Source organism: Streptomyces sp. NPDC045678, assembly GCF_056432085.1.
The window spans coordinates 17,608-39,233 of the sequence record NZ_JBWKJS010000015.1 but is presented as its reverse complement, the minus strand read 5'-3'; the positions used below and the strand labels follow the sequence as shown (position 1 = coordinate 39,233).

Below are 21,626 nucleotides of genomic sequence, written 5' to 3'. Positions count from 1 at the left end.
GAGTTTTCGAATGATATGGAGCGGGCGCGTCCGATTGGTTGGGGGGTGGCGCATTCACATCGGTTATGGCATGGCATTGAGTCAAATGGCGCTGGTAGTTGATTTTCAAATATGGCAGAGTCGTCGGTCGGGTGGCCGGTCAAGTCCAAGCATGGGATCCAACCGGTCTTCCGGCCACCCCGAGGACCAGCCATCAGCCGCGGGGGAGAAGTCGGCTCATGAACTTGGTGGATCGTGGTGAAGAACTTTCCGTCATGGAACACATGCTCGCCTCAACCGAGAGCGGGCACGGCGGCGTCCTTATGGTGAGTGGCGCCGTCGCCACTGGCAAGACCGCGTTGCTGCGCGCCTTCGGCACGCGCGTCACATCCAAGGGCGCACTCCATCTGCAGGCCACAGCGTCCGGCGCGGAGACGGACCTGCCTCTCGGAGTCATGGGGCAACTGCTTCTCGGCGCCGGTCTGCCCGGGGCTGACGCCCGCCGTGCGACACGGCTCGTGGCGCTCGTCGCGGACTCGGCCCGCTCGCGACGGGTGGCCGGCGAACGGCCCGCCGTTGCGATGGACGGGATTCCGGAACTCTGTGGACTGCTGCTCGAAAAATCCAGGGAAAGGCCCCTGGTGCTCAGTATCGACGATGTCCAGCACGCGGACGAAGACTCGCTCGAATGCCTCCTGTACCTGTCGCGCCGACTGGCCGTGAGCCGCATTCTGGTCGTGCTGGGAGAGAACAGCGACTTCCTGGCGGGCAATACGAGATTGCGCGTCGATTTACTGCGTCTGCCCGGCTGCCGGAATATCAGGCTCGGCCCGCTCCAGCGGTCCGGAGTCGCAGAAATGATCTCTGCATTCGGTGCGCCGGGGTGGGGGACGCGCACGTTCGTCCCCGAACTGCTCCACATGGGCGGCGGCAGCCCGCTCCTGACCCGGGCGCTCATCGAGGACCACCGCGCCAAGGGCGCCGCGGCCGCCGGTTCCGGCGGTCCCGTACCGGGCGAGTCCTTCGTCCGTGCCGTCGCCACCTGCCTCTACCGCAGCGACCTCGCCACCCGCCGCACCGCGTGGGCGCTGGCGGTCGCGGGCCCCGACATGTCGCTCGCCGAACTCACGGAGGTACTCGGCGTCGGCAGGGAATCGGTCCTGCGCAGCCTGCGCGCCCTGAACGAGGCGGGCCTCCTCGACGCGGGCTGGTTCCGGCACGAAGCGGGGCGCACCGCGGTCCTCAGGAGCCTGGAGCCCGCCGACCGCGCCCGCGTCGAGGCCTGCTGCGCCCGGGTCCTGCACGAGCACGGAGCGGCCGCGTCCGCGGTCGTACGGCACCTGATCGCGGCCGGGACGGTCGACGCGCCCTGGGCGCGTCGCACCCTGATCGAGGCCGCCGAGCGCGCCCTCGCCGACGACGAGGTCGACCTCGCCCTCACCTGCCTGCGCATCGCCCGCGACACCAGCACCGACGCCCACCAGTCCCTGGAGATACGGGCCGCCCTCACGCGGGCCCTGTGGCGCGTCAACCCGGCCGGCGTCGCCCAGCACCTGCCCGAGCTCACGGCCGCCGCGCTGGACGGACGGCTCGGCACCCGGCACGCCGACGCGTTGGTCGGCCACCTGCTGTGGTTCGGCCGCCCGGAACGGGCCCTCGACGTGCTCCGTGCCGTCGAGCGGCAGAGCGCCGAGCGGCCCGGCCGGACCGGTACCGGCACACCTCACCGGCACGACTGCCCGCGCCTGTGGCTGACGTACGCCTATCCGGGCCTCTCCGTGCCCGACTGCACCGCCCCCGGCGGGACACCGGAACACACGACCGCGCGGGACACCACCCCGCAACACGCGGCGGCCCTGGCCCGCAGCCCGCACCGGCGGGCGGCGAGCCTGGTGACGTCGCTCCTCGACGGGCCGGGCAAGGACGTGGTGGTCAGGGCCGAGCAGATCCTGCAGTCCACCCGGCTCGACGACGACACCGTCACGGCGCTCCTCGTCGCCGTCGACTCCCTGGTGCTCGCCGACCGCCTCGAGGCGGCGGCCTTCTGGTGCGAGACGCTGCTCAACGAGGCCGCCGAACGGCGCGCGCCCCTGTGGCAGGCGCTGCTCGCCGCTGCCAGGGCCCGCATCGAGCTCAGGGCGGGCGCTCTCGCCACCGCGCGGAAGCTGGCGCGTTCGGCACTCACCCTCGTACCGGCGGACGGGTGGGGCGTGGCCGTCGCCGCGCCCGTCGCCACCGCACTGTTCACCGGCACCCTGATGGGGCGGCTCGACGAGGCGGCGGAACAACTCGCCGTACCCGTACCGGACTCGGCCTTCCAGACGACCGACGGGCTGCTCTACCTCCGGGCCCGCGGTCACTACTACCTCGCCGCAGGACGGCCCTACGCCGCGCTGGACGACTTCCTCACCTGCGGGGACCTCATGCGGCGGCGCCGCTTCGACCTGCCCGCGCTGGTCCCGTGGCGCACCGACGCCGCCGAGGCCCACCTGTCGCTCGGCGACGACGAGCGCGCCCGCGCCCTCGCCGAGGAGCAGCTCGCCCTCGCGGGAGGTCGGAACGGCTGGGTGCGCGCGGTATCGCTGCGCGTGCTCGCGGGCACGTTGAAGGCCGCGCACCGGCCGGCGCTGCTCGGCGAGGCCGTCGAGATCCTGCGGGACCGCGGACACCGCATCGAACTCGTCCGCGCCATCGACGCGTTGGCCCGTACGCAGCGCGAGCTGGGCAAGGTCGGTGGGGCCAGGGCCCTGGCCCGTAAGGCGCAGCGGCTCGCGGGGGAGTGCGGCATGCCCGTGCCGCCGTCCGCGGCCGACCCGGGCAGCCCGCACCCGGCTGAGCAGCCGTGGTCGGCCGGGAACCGCCGACATCCCGACGAACTCAGCAACGCCGAACTCCGTGTGGCCACGCTCGCCGTCCGCGGCCACACCAACCGCCAGATCGCCGACAAGCTCTGCATCACCATCAGCACCGTCGAACAGCACCTGACGCGTGCCTACCGCAAGCTCGCCGTCCAGCGGCGCGCGGACCTCGCGGCCAAGATCGGCCCGGTGACGGGGCCGGGCGACGACGAGGAACCCGCGACGCACGACGCCTGCGACCGGCTGCACGTGGGCTAGCGACCGGACATCCGTCATGCGCCTGTCTCCCCCTCGGTGAGGCCGTGGCTGCCGTCGCGGTGACGCGGTTCCGTTTCTACGCGGCGGGCGGTCACACCGCGGTCCGAAGATCTGCCACCGACCCAACCGGCCCACAGGAAACGGCCCGCACGAACCGGCACCCCGGAAGCCGCGCCGGGCTGTGACCGGTGCGTGACGGGCACTCGGGCACCGTGGGATTCATGATCAGCTCCATCCCGATGAGGGCCCTGGCCGCCCAGGCCGTCGACGTCGTGCTCGACCGGGACCCGCCAGGCGTGCCCGGCGGCGAGGTCTGCCGAGGACCGGCCGAACGGCTGGTGCGGGCCCGTGTGCTGTTCCTGACCGCGTCCGGCACGATCGCCCACGCCGAACCGGTGGCGCGCGTCCGCGCACTCGGCGGCCGTTCGCGGGCCGCGCCGCCCCCGGTACTCGTACGTGGCGACCCGGGCCTCGGCCCGGCGCGGCGGGTCGCCTCGCGTGCCGGAGAGCGGTCGGCGCTCACGCCCGAGGAGTTCTCGGTCCCGGAGTGTCCGCTCGCGGCCCGGGGCCGTGTCGTCCCGGTCGGCGAGCTCCCGAAACGGGTGTGGGGCACGGCGACGGGCCCGTTCACCACCACGGTCGAGGTGACGATCGGCTGCCCGCGAGCCAAGCCCGGCACCCCGCCCGTCGTCGAGACCGTTCCTCGGGGCGGCCACCGGATGTGAGGGGCCCATGCACCTGCCCTCGCGGCGTGCGGGCGTACGTCTCACGCTGCTGTACGGCGCGCTGCTCGTCGCCTCCGGGGCGGTCCTGCTCGCGCTCACGTACCTGCTCGTCCTGCGCTTCCCCGCGGACCGGGTCCTCGTCGACGGGGCGGGAGCGGGGGCGGACGTGCGTACCGGCCGCTCCGTCGGAGGGGACCCCGGCGTGCAGTCGGCGGCCCGCTCCGGCGACGTCTTCGCGCGGCTCCAGGAACAGGCGGTCCGTCAGCACGCCGACCAGTTGCGGGAGTTGCTCGCGCAGTCCGGTGTCGCGCTCGCCGCCATGCTGGCGGCCTCGGCCGTCCTCGGGCGGCTGGTCGCCCGGCGTGTATTGCGCCCGCTGCGGGCGATGACCGGCACCGTCCGGCGTATCTCGGCGCACACCCTCCACGAACGGCTTGCCGTCGAGGGCCCGTCCGACGAGCTCAAAGAACTCGCCGACACCGTGGACGGGCTCCTCGGCCGCCTGGAAGCGGCCCTCGGCTCCCACCGGCGCTTCGTCGCCGAAGCCGCCCACGCCCTGCGCGCCCCGCTCGCCCTGGAGCACACGTTGCTGCGGGAGACGCTCATCGACCGCGACGCCACCGCGGAAACGTTTCGCGCGAGCTCCGAGCGGCTCCTGGAGATCAGCGAACGGCAGGCCCGCCTCCTGGAGTCCCTGCTGACGCTCGCGGGCAGCCACCGCGGCCTCGTCCACCCCGAGGAACTGGACCTCGCGCTCCTCGCCGAGTGGGCACTGCGATCCGCGCGACCGGAGAGCGAGCGGTACGGGCTGCGGGTGGCGGCCGCCGTCGGGCCCGCGCCCGTCACGGGCGACCCGGCGCTCGTCCAGCGCCTGGTGTCCTGCCTCGTGGACAACGCGGTGGGCCACAACCGCCCCGGTGGAACGGTGCAGATCACCACCGCCGTACGGGACGGGCACGCCGTCGTCTCCGTCGCCAACACCGGCGACCGCGTGCCGCCCGAGCAGGTGAACCGGCTCTTCGAACCCTTCCATGGCCCCGGCAGAACGGCCGGCGACGGCCACCCCGGTCTCGGCCTGGCGATCGTGCACGCCATCGCACTCGCCCACGACGCGGTGATCAGCGCCCGCGCACACCCGGACGGCGGACTCGCCGTGGAAGTCGCGTTCCCGACACGGGCCGGAGATCCACGTAAAGGCGTAGAAGACATTGGGCAGTTGGACATGGGCGCGGGACTTCATTGAGTAAAACCCCGGACACCTCCTACCGTGGTCGCCCGACGTAATTCCCCGAAGGGTCCCGCACGACGGGCCCGAAAGAATTCCGGGGAATATCACGTATCCGCGATCGGTCCCGCTGGTCGGCGCGGCCTCATCCACGGGAGGAACCCTTGGTCGTCGTGATGGCCCCCGAGGCCACGCAGCACGATGTGGACGCCGTCGTCGCTCTGGTGCGCACGGCGGGCGGGGACGCGTTCGTCAGCCGGGGCGTGACCCGCACCATCGTCGGGCTCGTCGGGGACGTGGCCGCGTTCGGCGCCCTCAACCTCGCCCACCTGCGCGGTGTCCTGGACGTCGTGCGCATCTCGGTGCCGTACAAGCTCGTCAGCAGGGAACACCACCTCGACCGCTCCGTGGTGACCGTGGCGGGCGTCCCGATCGGCCCCGGCACGCTGACCGTGATCGCGGGTCCCTGCGCGGTGGAGACCCCCTCGCAGACCCTCGCCGCCGCCCGGATGGCCAAGGCGGCCGGAGCCACGCTCCTCAGGGGCGGCGCCTTCAAACCGCGCACGTCGCCGTACGCCTACCAAGGGCTCGGCGAGAGCGGACTGCGCATCCTCGCCGACGTACGGGACGAGACGGGTCTCCCCGTGGTGACCGAGGTCATCGACCCGGCAAGCGTCGAACTCGTCGCCCCCTACGCCGACATGCTGCAAGTCGGCACCCGCAACATGCACAACTTCGCCCTGCTCCAGGAGGTGGGCGCGGCCGGCAGGCCCGTTCTGCTCAAGCGTGGCTTCGCCGCCACCGTCGAGGAGTGGCTGATGGCCGCCGAGTACATCGCCCAGCGCGGCAACCTCGACATCGTGCTCTGCGAGCGGGGCATCCGCACCTTCGAGACCGCCACCCGCAACACCCTGGACATCAGCGCCGTACCGGTCGTCCAGCGCCTCTCCCACCTGCCGGTCGTCGTCGACCCCTCGCACTCGGGCGGCCGCAGGGACCTCGTCCTTCCGCTCACCCGCGCCGCCCTCGCCGTCGGTGCGGACGGCGTCATGATCGACGTACATCCCGAGCCGGGGACCGCGCTCTGCGACGGCGACCAGGCCCTCACCCAGGCGGAGATCGACGAGCTGGCGCACGCCGTCGAGACCCTGTCCGCGCTGATGGGGCGCACCCTCGCGGGGTCCGCGGCCGGCGCGCACGCCGGTAGGGGTGAATAGGGGTGGCGGAGCCCGTGGCGCGCCACTAGTGAGGGGTACCAGGCCGGAAAACGCGTTGTTAAGGTGAACATGACCGGCCGGGGAAATGCATCCCACGGCCCGACAGTACGGATTCCGTGAATTCCCGGAATCCGATCGCGGTGATTGAAGACGGCGAAGGGCGCACCCGTGCGCGCCGCACCCTCCGCCGTGATCCGGGAGAACACACGCTGCAGAGCGCGCAACGCATTCACTTCAGGGCCCTCGACCAAGGGCGAACGCGTACGCGGCGCGGCGGTGTGGCGTGACCGGTCGGCATGCCGGGACACGCACACGGGGGACATCAGAGCTTGAGGGGGAGTTGAGTTGGCAACACCCGAGCACGCAGAGATCGACCGATTAATGGTCGTCGAAGTCGAGATCGGCTCGCTTTCGACGGCAGATTCACCGAGGACGGCCGGCGTCGATCCGGAGCACGTTCAGGCACTGGCGGTCGTACAGACCCCGCTGCCGCCCATCACGGTGCACCGCCCGACGATGCGGGTCATCGACGGACTGCACCGGCTGCGCGCCGCCGAACTCCAGGGGCAGCGCAAGATCGCCGTGCAGTACTTCGACGGCGCGGAGGACGACGCCTTCGTCCTCGCCGTCGAGTCCAACGTCACCCACGGCCTGCCACTGACCACGGCCGACCGCAAGCGGGCGGCCGCCCGCATCATCGCCACGCACCCGCAGTGGTCGGACCGGATGATCGCCTCGGTCAGCGGCATCGCACCCGGCACCGTCGCGGACATCCGCAGGCGTGCGCCGGGCGGCGGGGACGGAGAGGAGAGCCGGATCGGCCACGACGGCCGGGTGCGGCCCATCAACGGCGCCGAAGGACGCAGGGTCGCCAGCGAGCTCATCGCGCAGAACCCCGCCCTGTCGCTGCGCCAGGTGGCCCGCGTCGCCTCCATCTCGCCGGAGACGGTACGGGACGTACGCAACCGGATGATGCGCGGCGAGGACCCCGTTCCGCAGCGCGGGAAGCGCACGGACCACGGCAGCCAGGTCCCCGCACCGCGGGTCGGCCGCCCCACGGCCGTGCCCGACCGGGACGCTGCCGACGACCGCGCCGCCGCCGTCAAGCGTCTCAAGGCCGACCCGGCGCTGCGCTTCAGCGAGATCGGCCGCACCCTGCTGCGGCTGCTCAACATCCACACGATCAGCATGGACGAGTGGGACCAGATCATCGAGAAGGTCCCGCCGCACTGCAGGGGCATCGTCGCCTACCTGGCCGGGGAGAGCGCGGAGATGTGGACGGAGGTGGCGATGCGGGTCCAGAGCAAGGTCGCGGAGACGGCGTAGCCGCCCCCGCACGGTGTCCAAGTGGGCGGCGCCCGCGGTTGGACGGCCGAGCCCTGCCCGCCGCGACCGTGCCCCGCCCCGGGCGCCGTGCTCCCGCGTGCGGCCGCGGGAGCCTCCGCCTAGCGTGATCCCATGGAGCACGACCCGGCGGGGCAGAGCCGCTGTGGACAGCAGCCGGCCGGGGAACCGGCCGGCTGTTTCCTCGCGCTGTACGGGGCCGCGCTGCGCACGGGCCGCTTCGACTGGGACCTCGACACGGGCCTCATGACGATGGACGCCACCGCCCACGAGGTCTTCGACGTACCTCCCGAGCAGTACGACAACAGGCCCGAGACCCTCGCCTTCCGCGTGCCGACCGTCGAGGGGCACCGCCTCGACCAGATCGTCTCGCACGCCCTGAAGGACGGCAGCGAGACCTACGGCGCGTACTTCCGCATCCGCTGCCACACCGGGGCACTGCGCTGGACCCACACGCAGGGCTGCATCCAGCGGGACGCCACGGGCCGCCCGCGCCGCATCGTGGGCCTCGTCAGGGACGCCACCCGGGAGCTCGGCGACAGCCCGGCCGCGCTGCGCGAGCGGGCCGACGAGGAGGCGGAGCGACGCCGCACCACGAGCCTCGTCCAGGGCACCACGGCCGCGCTGGCGCACGCCCGCACGGTCCGGGACGTCATCGACGTCCTGCGCGACACCCACGGACTCGCCCACCTGGGCGCGTCGAACCTGGTGATGGGACTCGTCGAGGCGGGCCGCATCCGGCTCGTCGCCGAGGGCCCCGCGGGCAGCTTCGTGCCCGGCACCCGCCTCACGGGCGTCGACGAGGACTACCCCATGAGCGAGGTCGTCCGCACCCTCGCCCCGCGCTACATCGAGACGGCCGACGACTTCGCCGAATCCTACCCGCTGCTCTGGCCGCACATCGACGAGCTCGGCATCACCGCGGCCGCCTATCTGCCCCTGATCGCGCAGGCCCGTCCCATCGGTGTGCTGGGCCTGCTCTACCAGGACAAGACGGGCTTCACCGAGGACGAGCGCAACGTCCTGGTCGCCCTGGGCAGCAGCATCGCGCAGAGCTTGCAGCGCGCCATGTTCTACGAGCAGGAGAAGGACCTCGCACAGGGCCTCCAGCAGGCGATGCTGCCCCGCACCATTCCCGGCGTGCCGGGTGCGGAGATCGCCGTCCGGTACCGCTCGGCGGCCCTCGGACGGGACATCGGGGGCGACTGGTACGACGTGATCTCGCTGCCCGGCGGCCACGTGGGCGCCGTCATCGGCGACGTACAGGGCCACGACACGCACGCCGCCGCCGTCATGGGCCAGCTCCGCATCGTTCTGCGCGCCTACGCGGCGGAGGGCCACACGCCCGCCACCGTCATGGCCCGCGCCTCCGGATTCCTGCACGAGCTGGACACCGACCGCTTCGCGACCTGCCTCTACGCCGACACCGACCTGTCCACCGGAGTCGTGCGGCTCGTCCGTGCGGGACACCTCGACCCGCTCCTCCAGCGCACCGACGGCTCCTGCCGCCGGGTCTCCGTGGACGGCGGCCTGCCCCTCGGCCTCTCGGCGGAGTTCGGCCGCCTCGACTACCCCGTCACGACCCTCGAACTCGCTCCGGGCCAGACCCTGTTGCTCTGCACCGACGGCCTCGTCGAGGAGCCGGGCGCCGACCTGGACGACGGCATGCGCGCCCTCGCGGAACTCGCCGCCGTCGCACCCCGCGACCTGCAGCGGCTCGCCGACCGGCTCTGCGGCATCGTCGACGGCCGCGGCGGGGACGACGACGCCGCGCTCCTGCTGCTGCGCCGCCGCACGGACGACGCGCCCCGCGCGGGCGGCCGCCTCCAGCAGCACGTCGCGCCGAGCGACCCGGAGGCGCTCGCGGACGCCCGGCACATGATCAGGGCCGCGGTGCGGGCCTGGGGCGCCGCCGAGCGCGCCGACGAGATCGAGCTGGTGGCCGACGAAGTGATCACCAACGCGCTCATGCACACCGACGGGTCCGCGGTCGTGACCCTGCGCGTCCTGACCGGCACCGACCGGCGGCTGCGTGTCGACGTCGAGGACTCGTCGAGCGCCCTGCCCCGCCGCCGTGACGCGGGCGAGTCCGGGGTGTCGGGCCGCGGCCTGCTCCTGGTGGACCGGCTCGCGGACGTGTGGGGCGTGGAGGCGCGAGGCGGCGGCAAATGCGTGTGGTGCGAGTTCGTCGTGCCCGCCCGAGAAGAGCGGGAGTGAGGGAAGAGCCATGCCCGAACTGCCAGAAGTGGAAGCGCTGCGCGAGTTCCTGACGGACCATTTGGTCGGCAGGGAGATCGAGCGCGTGCTGCCCACCGCGGTCAGCGTCCTCAAGACGTACGACCCGCCGCCCGGCGCCCTCGAAGGCCGCACCGTCACGGCCGTGGAGCGGCACGGCAAGTTCCTCGACATCGACGCCGACGGGACGCATCTGGTCACCCACCTCGCCCGTGCGGGCTGGCTCCGCTGGCACGACAGCCTTCCCGAGGGCGTGCCCCGCCCCGGCAAGGGCCCGCTGGCGCTGCGCGTGGCCCTGGCGACGGGGGAGGGCTTCGACCTCACGGAGGCGGGCACGCAGAAGCGTCTGGCGGTGTACGTCACAAAGGCGCCGCTGGAACTCCCCGGCATCGCGCGGCTCGGCCCCGACCCGTTGGCCGCCGACTTCGACGAGGAACGGTTCGCGGGCCTCCTGGCGGGCGAACGGCGGCAGATCAAGGGGGCGTTGCGCGACCAGAGTCTGATCGCGGGCGTCGGCAACGCGTACAGCGACGAAATCCTGCACGCGGCCCGCATGTCACCGTTCCGGCTCACGTCGAGCCTCACCGAGGAGGAAGTCCATGGGCTGCATGTGGCGTTGCTGGCCACGCTGACCGAGGCGGTGGAGCGCTCGCGCGGTGTCGCGGCGGGCCGTCTCAAGGCGGAGAAGAAGAGCGGCCTGCGCGTGCACGGCCGCACCGGCGAGCCGTGCCCGGTGTGCGGCGACACGATCAGGGAGGTCTCCTTCGCCGACTCCTCGTTGCAGTACTGCCCGACCTGCCAGACGGGCGGGAAGCTGCTCGCGGACCGGAGGATGTCGAGGCTGCTGAAGTAGCGCGGTCCAGGGGCGCCGCGGGGTCGGGAGGGCCGCAGGGCCAGGAGGGCCGTACGGTCGGGAGGGCCGCAGGGCCAGGAGGGCCGCGGGGTCGGGAGGGCCGCGGGTTCAGGACGGCCGCAGGGTCAGGAGCGGCTCGCCCCGCGCCGTGCGCACCTCGTACCGGTCGGTCCGCGCGGTGCGCAGGGCCGAGGTGCCCTCCGTCCGTACCGTCGGCGCGGGCGCGCGCCACGACATGACGGTCTGCTCGGACCCGTCGGCGGCCACGGCGACCAGCTCGCAGACCCGCTCCTCGTGCGCCGTGTCCCGCACCGTAAGACCGATCTCCGTGCCCCAGGCACGGTCCCGGGCGGTGAGCGTGGCGGATACCCCGCTGCGGGCGTCCCGCGCGGTGATCCGCACCGGGCCCGTCCCGTCCGCCGACGCGAGGGTCATGGCGGAGGCGCCGAGCACCAGGACGGCCCCGACGGCGACCGAGCACAGCCGTCGACCGCGCCGGACGCCGGAGAGCAGCCCTGCCCGGCCCAGAAGGCGGTCCAGGAGGCCGGGGGAGGGCGCGGCGAACGGTTCCACCGGAGCCGGGGTGGCCCGGCCGTAGCGCTCCAACTGGAGCGTCGCCGTGGACAGTTCGTCGAGCGCCAGCAGGCAGGCCGGGCATTCCGTGAGGTGATCCTCGAAGCGGAAGGCGTCCGCCTCGTCCAGGACGCCGAGCGCGTAGGCGCCCGCGTCACGATGCCGCTCCAGGGGCCTCATGGCGTTCCCTGCCGTTCCGTGTCGGTGCGGAGTGCTGTTCCTCCTCCGGTACGCAGCGGAACGCGGAATCATTCAAGAGCCGAACGGCCTCAGAAGAGATGGATCGCCAGGTGCCCCAGCGGCAGCCCGAGCCGCCACGCCGGGGTCCACACCTTCGGCCCGTCCTCCTCGCCCTGGACGGCGCGGCCGGGCACGGAGTCCAGATCGGGCGCCAGGAGCTCGGTCTCCTGCAGCCAGCGCCACGCCTGGTCGGCGAGGTCCAGATCGGGCCCTGGGCCCGCGGCGGCGCCCGCCGTGAGCAACGCCATCCGCTCGCGCACCCAGTCCTGCCAGGGCTGGCCGTACGCGGTCAGGCTCAGCCAGGTGTCCAGCTGGGAGACCACGCGGATGCCGGACAGCTCACCCTCGGTGTCCGACAGGAAGATCGTCAGGGCGAGGGCGTCACGCCCCGCCCGGTACTCGAAGGAGGTGGGCGGCATCAGATCGCCGGTGCGCAGCAGCTCGTCGGCGATGTACTCGGCGTACAACCAGGCCATGGGGACGACCAGTTCGCCGCCCCGGGGGCCTTCCGTGCCGTCGGGGTTTCCTCTGCTCTCGTGCCGCATCCTGCTCCGCCTTCCTCCGGTCCGTGCGCGTCACCGGCCTCTGGCCCCCCAGTCCGGCACACGGTGAGGACAGCCGATTACCCGAGAGGGGTGCTGAGCAAGGCGCTTTACGGAGGCTTGACCCGGGCGCCGGTTTCATCGCAGGTGAGCCGCCCTGTGTTGTTCGCGTCACAGGTGGAATTGTATGACTCCTTTTCAGGTACTTGGACGGCAATGGTCCTTGATTAACCGTTAGCTCCGTATGTGGATTCATCTGGCCGAATATCGCCCCAGCCAGGGAGTCCGACCGATGAAGCAGCGCGCAGGGATCACACGGCACACGCGTCCCGTCCCCACCTCCCACAACCCGCGGAAGGCCCCGCGTCCGCGTCCCGCGACGGCCGCCGCGGCCCTCCTGATCGCCGGCCTCGCGGGCGCCACCGCCTGCGCCGCCCAGCAGCCGGCGGCGGGGAAGGAGCCCGTCCGGCACGGCGACTCCCACCGCGCCGACGAGGGCGCGGCCCCGGCGCACTCCCCGGCCGGCGGCTCCGCGGCGGGCAGGCGCGGCTTCACCCTCGCCGCCTCCGGCGACGTCCTGCCGCACGCCTCGATCATCCGCAAGGCCAACGCGGACGCGGGCGGCGACGGCTACGACTTCAAGCCGATGCTCGCGGGCGCCAAGCCCGTCATCAGCAAGGCCGACCTGGCGATCTGCCACATGGAGACGGTCTACGGCGCGGACGGCGACTACAGCGGCTACCCCAGCTTCAAGTCCCCGCCGCAGGTGGCCCGCGCACTCAAGGCCACCGGGTACGACGCGTGCTCCACCGCCTCCAACCACACCCTCGACGACGGCGCGGCCGGTGTGCGCCGCACCCTCGACGCGCTCGACAAGGCGGGCGTCAAGCACGCGGGCTCGGCCCGCACGGCCGCCGAGGACAAGACCCCCGCGTGGCTGCGGGCCGGCGACGCCAAGGTCGCGCAGCTCGCCTACACGTACGGCACGAACGGCTACCCGCTGCCGAAGGGCAAGCCGTGGACCGTCGACCTCATCGACCGAGACAAGATCGTGGCGGACGCCAGGGCGGCCCGCAGAGCGGGCGCCGACGTCGTGGTCGTCAGCCTGCACTGGGGCAGCGAGTGGCAGGACGCCCCCGACAAGCAGCAGCTGCGGCTCGGCAAGCAGCTCACGGCGTCCCGCACGGACGGGCGCCCCGACATCGACCTCATCCTCGGCACCCACGCCCACGTCCCGCAGGCCTACGAGAAGGTCAACGGAACGTGGGTCGTCTACGGCATGGGCGACCAGGTCGCCGGCGCGATGATCAATCACGAGGGCGCGCACGACCCGCGCGGCAACCAGGGCACCATCGGCCGCTTCACCTTCGCGCCGCCCGCCGGGCCGGGCGCCCGCTGGCAGGTGAAGAAGGCCGAGTTCCTCCCGATGTTGTTCGACACGGGCTCCGTCCGCGTCGTCAACCTCAACAGAGCGATGGACCGCGGCGCCGACGTGAGCGACGTCCGCGACCGCATCCGCCGCGTCGTCCTCAGCCGCGGCGCGGGCAAGGACGGCCTCGTCATGGGGAAGTAGCCGCGGCGGGTCCGGCCGCGGGCGGGTCGATCCGCAGCAGCCAGCCGCGTCCCGGAGTCACCGGGACCGGCTCGCCCGCCGCGAACGACCGCTCCGGCTGGAAACCCTCGACCGCGGGCGCGTACGCCGCCACCGGCCCCGCCTCCGCGGCCAGGACGACCTCGACGGGCTCCGGCGCCCAGGAGGCCAGCGCGGTCGCCGTCCCGCCGGGACCACGCCACGTCGTCGCGAGGACGTCGTCCCGCCCCGTCCGCACCGGCGGCCCACCGGCCCACCAGCCGGTCATCTCCGCCTCGGGGAGGCGCAGCAGGTCGAAGGCCCGCCACAGCGGCCGTACGTCGGTCATCGGGGCCCGCGCCGTCATGCCGAACACCAGCCCGCGCCACGGATTGCCGCCGCCCTCCAGCATCTCGCCCATCAGGCCGAACGGGATGCCGGACAACTCGACCAGCCAGTAGGCGGGGTCGGCGCCGTCCGCACCGTCCCGCCCTTCGTAGTCGAAGAGCTCGCCGAGCCAGAGCCGGTCGACGTACGGCAGCAGCTCCGCGTACAGATTCGCACTCGACGCGAAGCCGTCCGGCTCGCGGAACTGGTTGCACGAGTGAAGGTCGACCAGCGGGGCGGACGCGGCGGACCGGGCGAGCGCCTTGCGGACCCGCTTCATGGTGGTCCTGTCGTACGCGACGTCGTCCAGGTAGAGGCCGTCCACGCCGGCGGCCCGGCGCAGCCGCTCGATGCCGCACACATAGGAGTTGTGCCAGCGCGAGTCGCCGGACGTGACGACCGCGACGTCACCGACGTCGGGCGCCACCCACCCCGGGACATAGCCGCCGCCCAGGTGCTCCTGAAGCCACGCGTGCCCGCCGCCGGGCCCGGGCGCGAAGATCTCGTCACCGAGCGCGGCGAGCACCGGCAACTCCGGCGTGTGACGCGTGAGTTCGCGGATCGTGTCGTACACCTTCACGCGCACCCCCAGCCGGTGCGCCTCGTCCGTGTAGGCGCGCAGCGTCCCGGCGGCGAGCAGCGGGTCGTTGATGTAGGGGTTGGGCGGCGTCGCGTGATGCAGATTGACGACGTTCGCGCCGTACGCCGCGACCTCGCCCGGGGAGGCGTACGCGTGGAAGTACCGCTCGGTGAGCTGCCGTGCCGGGTCGAGCGGCTTGAACGGGGTGAGCAGCAGCCGGAAGGTGAAGCGGCGGCTCTCGCCCGCGCGCAGTCGCAGCGGACCGCTGAACGCGGTGAGCGCCCGCACCCCGTCGCGCGTGCGCAGCCGCATCCCGCCGTCCCCGTCGCCCGCCCAGGAGCGGGGCGTGACCAGGGGCTTCTCCCGGTAGTAGTTGGTGTTGAGCGGGCGCGCGTAGTGCTCGTCGCGCAGTGAGAGCTGCAGGCCGGCCGACGGGTCGCCGAGCCAGAAGGCGTCCTGGTTGCGGGTCGGGGTGTCCCACGTCCAGTCGTACGTCGCCGGGCACGCGCGGCCCGTCAGGCCGAGGCCCATGGCGTACCGTGCGATGTCCTCGCGCAGCGGCACCTCCAGGCGCACGTCGAGTTCGGTGTCGGCGGTGGCCTCGACGGTGGCGCGCAGGGCGAGGAACCCGTCGGACTCCAACTCCCCCTCCAGGCACAGGAGTACGTCCTCGCAGGTCGCCGTCGTCGACCAGCGCACGCGGGCCGGGCCCGGCTGGTCGAGGGTGAGCGGCCCGTACTCCAGGGCGCGGCCCACGCCGAACGTCACGGGGGCGGCGAGCAGTTCGCGCTCGGGGCCGTCGGCGCGGGTCACGGACGGCGTGAAGGCGGAGGAGATCCGGTGGGGCAGGCCGTCGGGGCCGAGCTCCACGGCGCGCCCGAGGATCGAGAGCCGCCGCCCGTCGACCTTCACGGGAGCGAACGGCGGGACCACCTCGTCGTCCTGTGCCAGCGTCGAGTCGAGCCAGCGGAGCCGGGCGAGGCGTGCCGGATTGCCCGCGCCGTGTTCGGGGACGACGGCCTCGCGCACGGTGAGCCGCAGCGGCAGCGTGCGTTCCGGGGCGCCCTGCGCGCTGACGGCGATCTCACCCTCGTAGAGACCGGGGCGGGCCCCCTCGGGCACGTCGATGCCGCACCACAGCGCCGTCACCCCGCCCTCAACGACCTCCACGTTCCGCCCGAAGGCGGCGCCGCGCGCGTCGACACCGCCCGTGCTCAGGCACCGCGCGGCGAAGGGCAGCCCGCGGACCTCGGCGCGCACGTCCGTGAGGTCGGCCAGCGCGTACACGCCGACCTGCACCGTGTAGAACTCCCCGCGGTCCGCCGCGCCCGTGAACGGCGCGCCCGGCGCCGTCCGGGCCCAGCGCGCGGGCAGGCTCCCGTACCGGCCCAGTGGGTACGCGCGATCCTCGGCGAAGACGACGAACCGCTCGCCGCGGTGCGCTCGGCGCAGGGCCTCGCACTCGGCCGCGGTCGCGGCGAAGCCCATCGGGGCGAACGAGTCGAGGGCGCTCGCCGCTTCGTAGCGGAAGGCCTCGGCGCGGGGGAGCCTGGCCCAGCCACCGCCTTTTCCGTCGGTGCCCGCTCCCTCGACGCCGCCGCGGTCGAGGCCGCAGCGGTGCGCCCAGCCGGGGTCGGCGGTCCTGGTGGGCGGCCGGTAGGCGGCCTGCGGGTAGTACGGCTTGCCCGTGTGCGCGTACGGCAGGTAGTGCACCGCGTACGCCCCCGGGCCCTCCACCGGTTCGAAGGCGATGCGGCCGCGTTCCCCGGTCGCCTCGACGGTCACCGTGTTGTGCACGCGCAACCCGGAGGGCGCGAGGACGATCACGTCCACGTCGCCCATGACGGAACGTACGCTCACGCCCTGGCGGCGCCACGGGAGTTCGGCCGCGACCGCGGGGGCCGCGTCGGTGACCTCCACGAGCAGGCGATGATTCCCGTAGACGTCCTGATCCCAGATACCGACGCCGCACGCCAGCTCGGGATGGCCGGCCCGCGGTTCTGTCTGACCCATCCGTGCTCCCAAGGGCGTGTTTGTTAGGTAAGTTTCTGAATCGCTCCGGGTCACCCTGGGAGCAACCGATTGTGCTGTCAAGGGGGAGGGACCCATGAGTGGCGACCCGTTGAGTGGCGATCCGTCACTGCTGCGACGGCTGAACGCGGCGGCCGCCCTGCGTGTGCTGCGCGAGCGCGACGAGATCACCGTGCCCGAGCTGGCCGCGCTGATCAGCGTCTCCCGGCCCACGGCTCAGGACCTGACGGCGCAACTCCTGCGCGAGGGACGGCTCGTCGAGCTCACCCCGGGCAGCGGCGGCGTCGGCAGGCCGGCCCGCAGGTTCCGGTTCCGTGCCGAGGCGGGGCACGTCCTCGGCGTGGACATCGGCGCGCACAAGGTCCTCGTGCTCGCCGCCGACCTGCTCGGCCGCACCGTCGCGGCCCAGCGCGTCGCCGTCACCCCCGAACTGCCCGCGCACGAGCGGCTCGACGCCGTGCGCGCCGCGATCGCCGGCTGCCTCGCCAAGCCCGAGGCGGCCGGGGTGCGCCCGCTCGCCACCGGCATCGGCACCAGCGGCATGGTCGACACCGAGGGGCGGGTCGCGGTCAGCGACTCGCTGCCCGAGTGGACGGGACGCGACCTCGCCCGCGAACTCGCGGGCACCGTCCACGGGCCCGTCGTCGTCGGCAACGACATCCAGCTGGCCACCCTCGCCGAGTGCACCGGCGGCGTCAGCGTCGGCGTGCGCGACTGCGTCTACCTCTACGTCGGCAACCGCCTCGGCATCGGCCTGTGGCTCCGCGGCGAACTCCACCGCGGGCACCACGGCGCGGCGGGGGAGATGGTCGCGGGCGACGGCTGGGAACTCTCCTACCAGCGGCTTCTCGACTGGTTCGCCGGTCACCAGGGCGCGGAACGGCCCACCCGCGAGAACGCGGCACGCGCGGTCGTCACCGCAGCGGCCGCCGGTGACGGCGGCGCCCGCTACACCCTGCGCGCCTTCGCCGAATGCCTCGCCGACAGCCTCACCCGCCACGTCGCCGTGCTCGACCCGCGCGCGGTCGTGCTCGGCGGTGGCATCTCCCGCGCCGGCGTCCTGCTGAGCGAGCCGTTCGCGCGACGCCTCGCCGAACGCAGCCCGTACGCACCCGAGGTGCGCACCTCCGTCCTGGGTGAGGAATCCACCGCAATCGGGGCGGCCCGCCTCGCACTGGACCACCTGGAACAGATGGAACACACCGAACGCGCGGCGCAGAAAAGTCCAACCCCTTAGGACCCAGAAGTGGTTGACGGGCGCGGGCGGCCCTTCCATGATGTGGCTCACTTTCGGAAAGTTGGCTTCTTTATTCGCCGCATTCGCCGCCAGGCCAGGGAGCACGAGTGACATCCCCTGCAACGCGACGCAGGCCACAGGCCGCGTCACCGCCCGCGTCCGTGTCCAAGACGCCGCCGAACTCCCCGTCGCCGGGCCCCGGTGCGCAGCTGCGCCTGCGCGCCCCGCTGCGTGTCCGACTGCGCAACAACTGGGTGATGCTCGCCCTCATGGCTCCGGGCGTGCTGTTCTTCATCGGGTTCTTCTACGTCCCCATGCTGGGCAACGTCATCGCCTTCCAGGACTACCAGCCCTTCATCGGCTTCAAGGACAGTCCGCTGGTCGGCCTCGCCAACTTCCAGGAGCTCTTCGCCGACCCGGCGTTCTGGGAGTCGGTCCGCAACACCCTCGCCTTCGCCGCGCTCCAGCTGATCTTCTTCTTCCCGGCCCCGCTGGCCCTCGCACTGCTGATCAACAGCCTGGTCAGCCCGCGGGTGAAGAAGTTCGTGCAGAGCGTCGTGTACCTGCCGCACTTCATCTCGTGGGTCCTGGTCGTCGCGCTCTTCCAGCAGGTCCTCGGCGGGGCTGGCCTCTTCAGCAACTATCTGCGCGACCACGGCATGTCGCCGCTCGACGTGATGAGCGACCCCAGCACCTTCCCGCTCCTCATCACCGGCCAGGTGATCTGGAAGGACATCGGCTGGGGAATGATCATTTACCTGGCGGCGCTCGCCAACGTCGACCAGAGCCTGTACGAATCGGCGGCCGTCGACGGCGCGGGGCGCCGGCGCCGCATGTGGCACGTCACCCTGCCCGCGGTCCGCGGCGTCACCATCATGCTGCTCGTGCTCCGCCTCGGGGACGTGCTCTCCGTCGGCTTCGAGCAGTTCCTGCTCCAGCGCGACGCGGTCGGCGCCAGAGCCGCGGAAGTACTCGACACGTACATCTACTACCACGGCGTCGTCTACGGCGACTGGGGCGTCGGAGCCGCGGCAGGACTGGTCAAGGGCGTCATCGGCGCGCTGATGATCTGGGGCGCCAACAAGGTCGCCCATGCCTTCGGAGAGCACGGGGTGTACAGCAAATGACCGGCTTCGGATTCCCCCTGCGCACCAACCGGGCCCGGCTCCGCGAGGAGCGGCCCGCCTGGGAAGAGCCGCCGACGAGGATCGGCTCGGCCGCCAAGGCCGTCGTCATCACCGTCATCTGCGCCGTGATGATCCTGCCCTTCCTCACGGTGCTCTCCACCAGCCTCGCCTCCCGCGAGGAGATCACCGAGTCCGGCGGCTTCGTCCTCTTCCCCACGGACCCGACCCTGGAGGCGTACCGCACGATCCTGTCCGGCGGCATCGTCTCCCGCGCGGTCGTCGTGAGCGTCCTGATCACGGTGGTCGGCACGGCGCTGTCGCTCCTGACGACGATCGCCCTCGCGTACGCCCTGAGCAAGCGCGGCGTCCCGGGCAGCAAGCCGATCCTGCTGATGGTCCTGTTCACGCTGCTGTTCGCGCCGGGCATGGTCCCGATGTACGTGGTCGTCAAGGAGCTCGGACTCCTCGACTCCTACTGGTCGTTGATCCTGCCGGTGCTCATCAACGCCTTCAACCTCGTCGTCCTGCGGGCGTTCTTCATGAACATCCCCGAAGAGCTGTACCAGGCGGCCCGCGTCGACGGCGCGGGGGACTGGCGCATCCTCACCCGCATCGTGCTCCCGCTCTCCAAGGGCGTCGTCGCCGTCGTCGGCCTCTTCTACGCGGTGACGTACTGGAACGCCTTCTTCAACGCCATGCTCTACCTGAACGACTCGGGCAAGTGGCCCATCCAGCTGGTCCTGCGCACCTATGTCGTCCAGAACAAGTCGATGACGAGCGACCAGCTCGGCATCGCCCACATGCCGCCGCAGCAGTCCCTGTCCATGGCCGTGGTCATGCTCGCGCTGCTGCCGATCCTGGCGCTCTTCCCGTTCCTCCAGAAGTACTTCACCAAGGGCGTGCTCACCGGCGCCATCAAGGGCTGACCCACCCCACCGGTGCCATCGACGGCTGACCCCTCCCTTCCTCCCCACCACGACCACATCCGCGGAGATCCCCATGCCCGGCATGTCCCGACGCACCTTCCTCAGCCTCTCCACCTCCGTCGCCGCGGGCGCGGCCGTCACCTCCCTGACGGGGTGCGGCTCGTCCGCGAAGAAGACCGGCGAGGCGGCGTCGTCGAAGGTGAAGCTGCCCGCCCACGTCCCCTTCACCAAGATCAAGCCCGACCTCGCCCCCAACGCGAAGGGCCTCTCGGCAGGCTTCCTCTCCTACCCGAAGGAGCTGGTCCGCAGCGTCGCGAAGACCCCCGGCGACGGCTCGAAGATCACCATGCTCACGGAGATCTGGACGCAGCCGCCGACCCCCAAGGGCTCCAACGCGTACTGGCGCAGGCTCGACGAGGAGCTCGGCGTCGAACTCACCGCCATCCTCGGCACCGACCCCGGCTACGAGGAGAAGTTCGCCGCGACCATCGCCGGCGGCGACCTGCCCGACCTGCTGTGGATACCGCCGAACCAGGGCATCCAGCACGTCGCCGAGCTCCTGGAAGCCAAGTGCGCGGACATCACGGAGTACGTCTCCGGGGACGCGGTGAAGAAGTACCCGAACCTCGCCGCGATGACCCCCGCCCACTGGAAGACCGCGGTCGTCAACGGCAAGATCTGGGGCGCGCCCGTCCCCTACCCCTCCTTCGGCCAGGTCTACGCCGGCAACCCCAAGGTCTGGGAGAAGGCGGACGGCATCGCGTCCAGCGGCCCCGAGGAGTTCCTCGCCAAGTGCAAGGAGGTCACCGGCGGCAAGACCTGGGCCCTCGAACCCATCTACGTCAACGCGGTCAGCGTGCTGAGCCAGTGCTTCGGCGCCCCCAACAAGTGGCGGCAGAACAAGGACGGTTCGCTGACCTGGTTCCAGGACACCGACGAGTACGAGGCGGCCCTCGACTTCGTCCTGAAGCTCAAGAAGGCGGGCGTCTTCTACCCCGGCAACCCGAAGATGGCCGACGCCTACATCAAGATGGCGCAGGGCACGATCGGCGCCACCGTCCACGCCAACCCGTACAACGCGCGCAAGGAGATCCGCGTCCAGGACCCCGCCCTCGCCGCCGAGATCCTCATCCCCTTCGGCGCGGGCGGCAACAAGCCGAACCACCACTACCACCTGGGCACCATCGGCTACACCGCCCTCAAAAAGGGCGACGAGAAGCGGGTCCGCATGCTCCTTCGCGTCCTCGACTACCTGGCCGCCCCGTTCGGCAGCAAGGAACGCGAGTTCCTGGAGTACGGCACCGAGGGCGAGGACTTCACGTACGACAAGAACGGCTTCCCCGACCGCACCAAGCAGGGAAAACAGCAGGTCGAGGGAGTTTTCAGCGGCCTGCAGACGTCGACGACCGCACCCTTCGCGCTCATCGCGTCCAGCTTCCCCGGCACGGACCGCGTCCAGGACGTCAAGGACGTCTACGCGGCCGAGCAGAAGCTCCTGGAGACCGCGATCCGCAACCCCGCGGTCGGCCACTACTCGGACGCGTACACCCAGCACTACGGGCGCATGTCCACCGAGGCGACCGACCTGGTCAACGACATCGTCAGCGGGCGGAAGAAGATCGGCGAATGGCGGCCCTTCTGGGCCGAGTGGAAGAACAAGGGCCTGGAGCAGATGGCCCGCGAGTACCAGAAGTCCATCGAACGGAGCTCCTGACCCGC

Annotated in this window: 15 protein-coding genes; 12 read left to right on the top strand and 3 right to left on the bottom strand. The window is 72.1% G+C overall.

Features of this window, described 5'->3' with window-relative positions; translation table 11 throughout:
* Positions 1-218: 218 nt before the first annotated feature.
* The 7 genes from AC07DO_RS37945 to AC07DO_RS37915 all read left to right on the top strand — a co-directional run bounded on the left by AC07DO_RS37945 (position 219) and on the right by AC07DO_RS37915 (position 10,694).
* The gene (locus tag AC07DO_RS37945; protein WP_479066738.1) at positions 219-3,095 is read left to right on the top strand and encodes a helix-turn-helix transcriptional regulator; all 2,877 of its coding nucleotides are present in this window, start codon (positions 219-221) and stop codon (positions 3,093-3,095) included.
* A gap of 221 nt (positions 3,096-3,316) precedes the next feature.
* Positions 3,317-3,820 carry a response regulator transcription factor gene (locus tag AC07DO_RS37940; protein WP_479066736.1) on the top strand — a complete coding sequence of 168 codons (504 nt, stop codon included), beginning with the start codon at positions 3,317-3,319 and terminating at the stop codon, positions 3,818-3,820.
* Positions 3,821-3,827: 7 nt separating this feature from the next.
* Complete coding sequence (locus AC07DO_RS37935) at positions 3,828-5,063, top strand: sensor histidine kinase (protein WP_479066734.1); 1,236 nt, start codon at positions 3,828-3,830, stop codon at positions 5,061-5,063.
* Positions 5,064-5,218: 155 nt separating this feature from the next.
* On the top strand, positions 5,219-6,262 hold the full coding sequence (aroF, locus tag AC07DO_RS37930; RefSeq protein WP_479066948.1) for a 3-deoxy-7-phosphoheptulonate synthase: 1,044 nt from the start codon (positions 5,219-5,221) through the stop codon (positions 6,260-6,262).
* A gap of 381 nt (positions 6,263-6,643) precedes the next feature.
* A complete protein-coding gene (locus AC07DO_RS37925) occupies positions 6,644-7,588 on the top strand; it encodes a streptomycin biosynthesis protein (RefSeq protein ID WP_479066732.1) in 945 nt (314 codons plus the stop codon).
* 132 nt (positions 7,589-7,720) lie between these two features.
* Positions 7,721-9,823: a SpoIIE family protein phosphatase gene (locus AC07DO_RS37920; RefSeq protein WP_479066730.1), complete on the top strand. Its 2,103-nt coding sequence runs from the start codon at positions 7,721-7,723 to the stop codon at positions 9,821-9,823.
* A 10-nt stretch (positions 9,824-9,833) separates the two neighbouring features.
* Complete coding sequence (locus AC07DO_RS37915; RefSeq protein WP_479066728.1) at positions 9,834-10,694, top strand: Fpg/Nei family DNA glycosylase; 861 nt, start codon at positions 9,834-9,836, stop codon at positions 10,692-10,694.
* 108 nt (positions 10,695-10,802) lie between these two features.
* Here the strand turns inward: AC07DO_RS37915 and AC07DO_RS37910 are convergent, their stop codons facing one another.
* The gene (locus AC07DO_RS37910) at positions 10,803-11,447 is read right to left on the bottom strand and encodes a zf-HC2 domain-containing protein (protein ID WP_479066726.1); all 645 of its coding nucleotides are present in this window, start codon (positions 11,445-11,447) and stop codon (positions 10,803-10,805) included.
* An 89-nt stretch (positions 11,448-11,536) separates the two neighbouring features.
* Positions 11,537-12,052, bottom strand: a complete 516-nt coding sequence (locus AC07DO_RS37905) for a hypothetical protein (protein WP_479066724.1) — start codon at positions 12,050-12,052, stop codon at positions 11,537-11,539.
* A gap of 289 nt (positions 12,053-12,341) precedes the next feature.
* Between AC07DO_RS37905 and AC07DO_RS37900 the strand changes: the two genes are divergently transcribed.
* Positions 12,342-13,622, top strand: a complete 1,281-nt coding sequence (locus AC07DO_RS37900; RefSeq protein ID WP_479066722.1) for a CapA family protein — start codon at positions 12,342-12,344, stop codon at positions 13,620-13,622.
* On the opposite strand, the gene AC07DO_RS37895 is transcribed toward AC07DO_RS37900, so the two are convergent.
* A complete protein-coding gene (locus tag AC07DO_RS37895; protein ID WP_479066720.1) occupies positions 13,609-16,599 on the bottom strand; it encodes a glycoside hydrolase domain-containing protein in 2,991 nt (996 codons plus the stop codon). The genes AC07DO_RS37900 and AC07DO_RS37895 overlap by 14 nt on opposite strands.
* A gap of 94 nt (positions 16,600-16,693) precedes the next feature.
* Between AC07DO_RS37895 and AC07DO_RS37890 the strand changes: the two genes are divergently transcribed.
* The 4 genes from AC07DO_RS37890 to AC07DO_RS37875 all read left to right on the top strand — a co-directional run bounded on the left by AC07DO_RS37890 (position 16,694) and on the right by AC07DO_RS37875 (position 21,621).
* Complete coding sequence (locus tag AC07DO_RS37890; RefSeq protein ID WP_479066718.1) at positions 16,694-17,854, top strand: ROK family protein; 1,161 nt, start codon at positions 16,694-16,696, stop codon at positions 17,852-17,854.
* 257 nt (positions 17,855-18,111) lie between these two features.
* A complete protein-coding gene (locus AC07DO_RS37885; protein ID WP_479066946.1) occupies positions 18,112-18,981 on the top strand; it encodes an ABC transporter permease in 870 nt (289 codons plus the stop codon).
* A complete protein-coding gene (locus AC07DO_RS37880; RefSeq protein WP_479066716.1) occupies positions 18,978-19,907 on the top strand; it encodes a carbohydrate ABC transporter permease in 930 nt (309 codons plus the stop codon). Before AC07DO_RS37885 ends, AC07DO_RS37880 begins: the two co-directional genes overlap by 4 nt.
* An 82-nt stretch (positions 19,908-19,989) precedes the next feature.
* Positions 19,990-21,621 carry a type 2 periplasmic-binding domain-containing protein gene (locus AC07DO_RS37875; protein WP_479066714.1) on the top strand — a complete coding sequence of 544 codons (1,632 nt, stop codon included), beginning with the start codon at positions 19,990-19,992 and terminating at the stop codon, positions 21,619-21,621.
* The last annotated feature ends 5 nt before the right edge of the window (positions 21,622-21,626 follow it).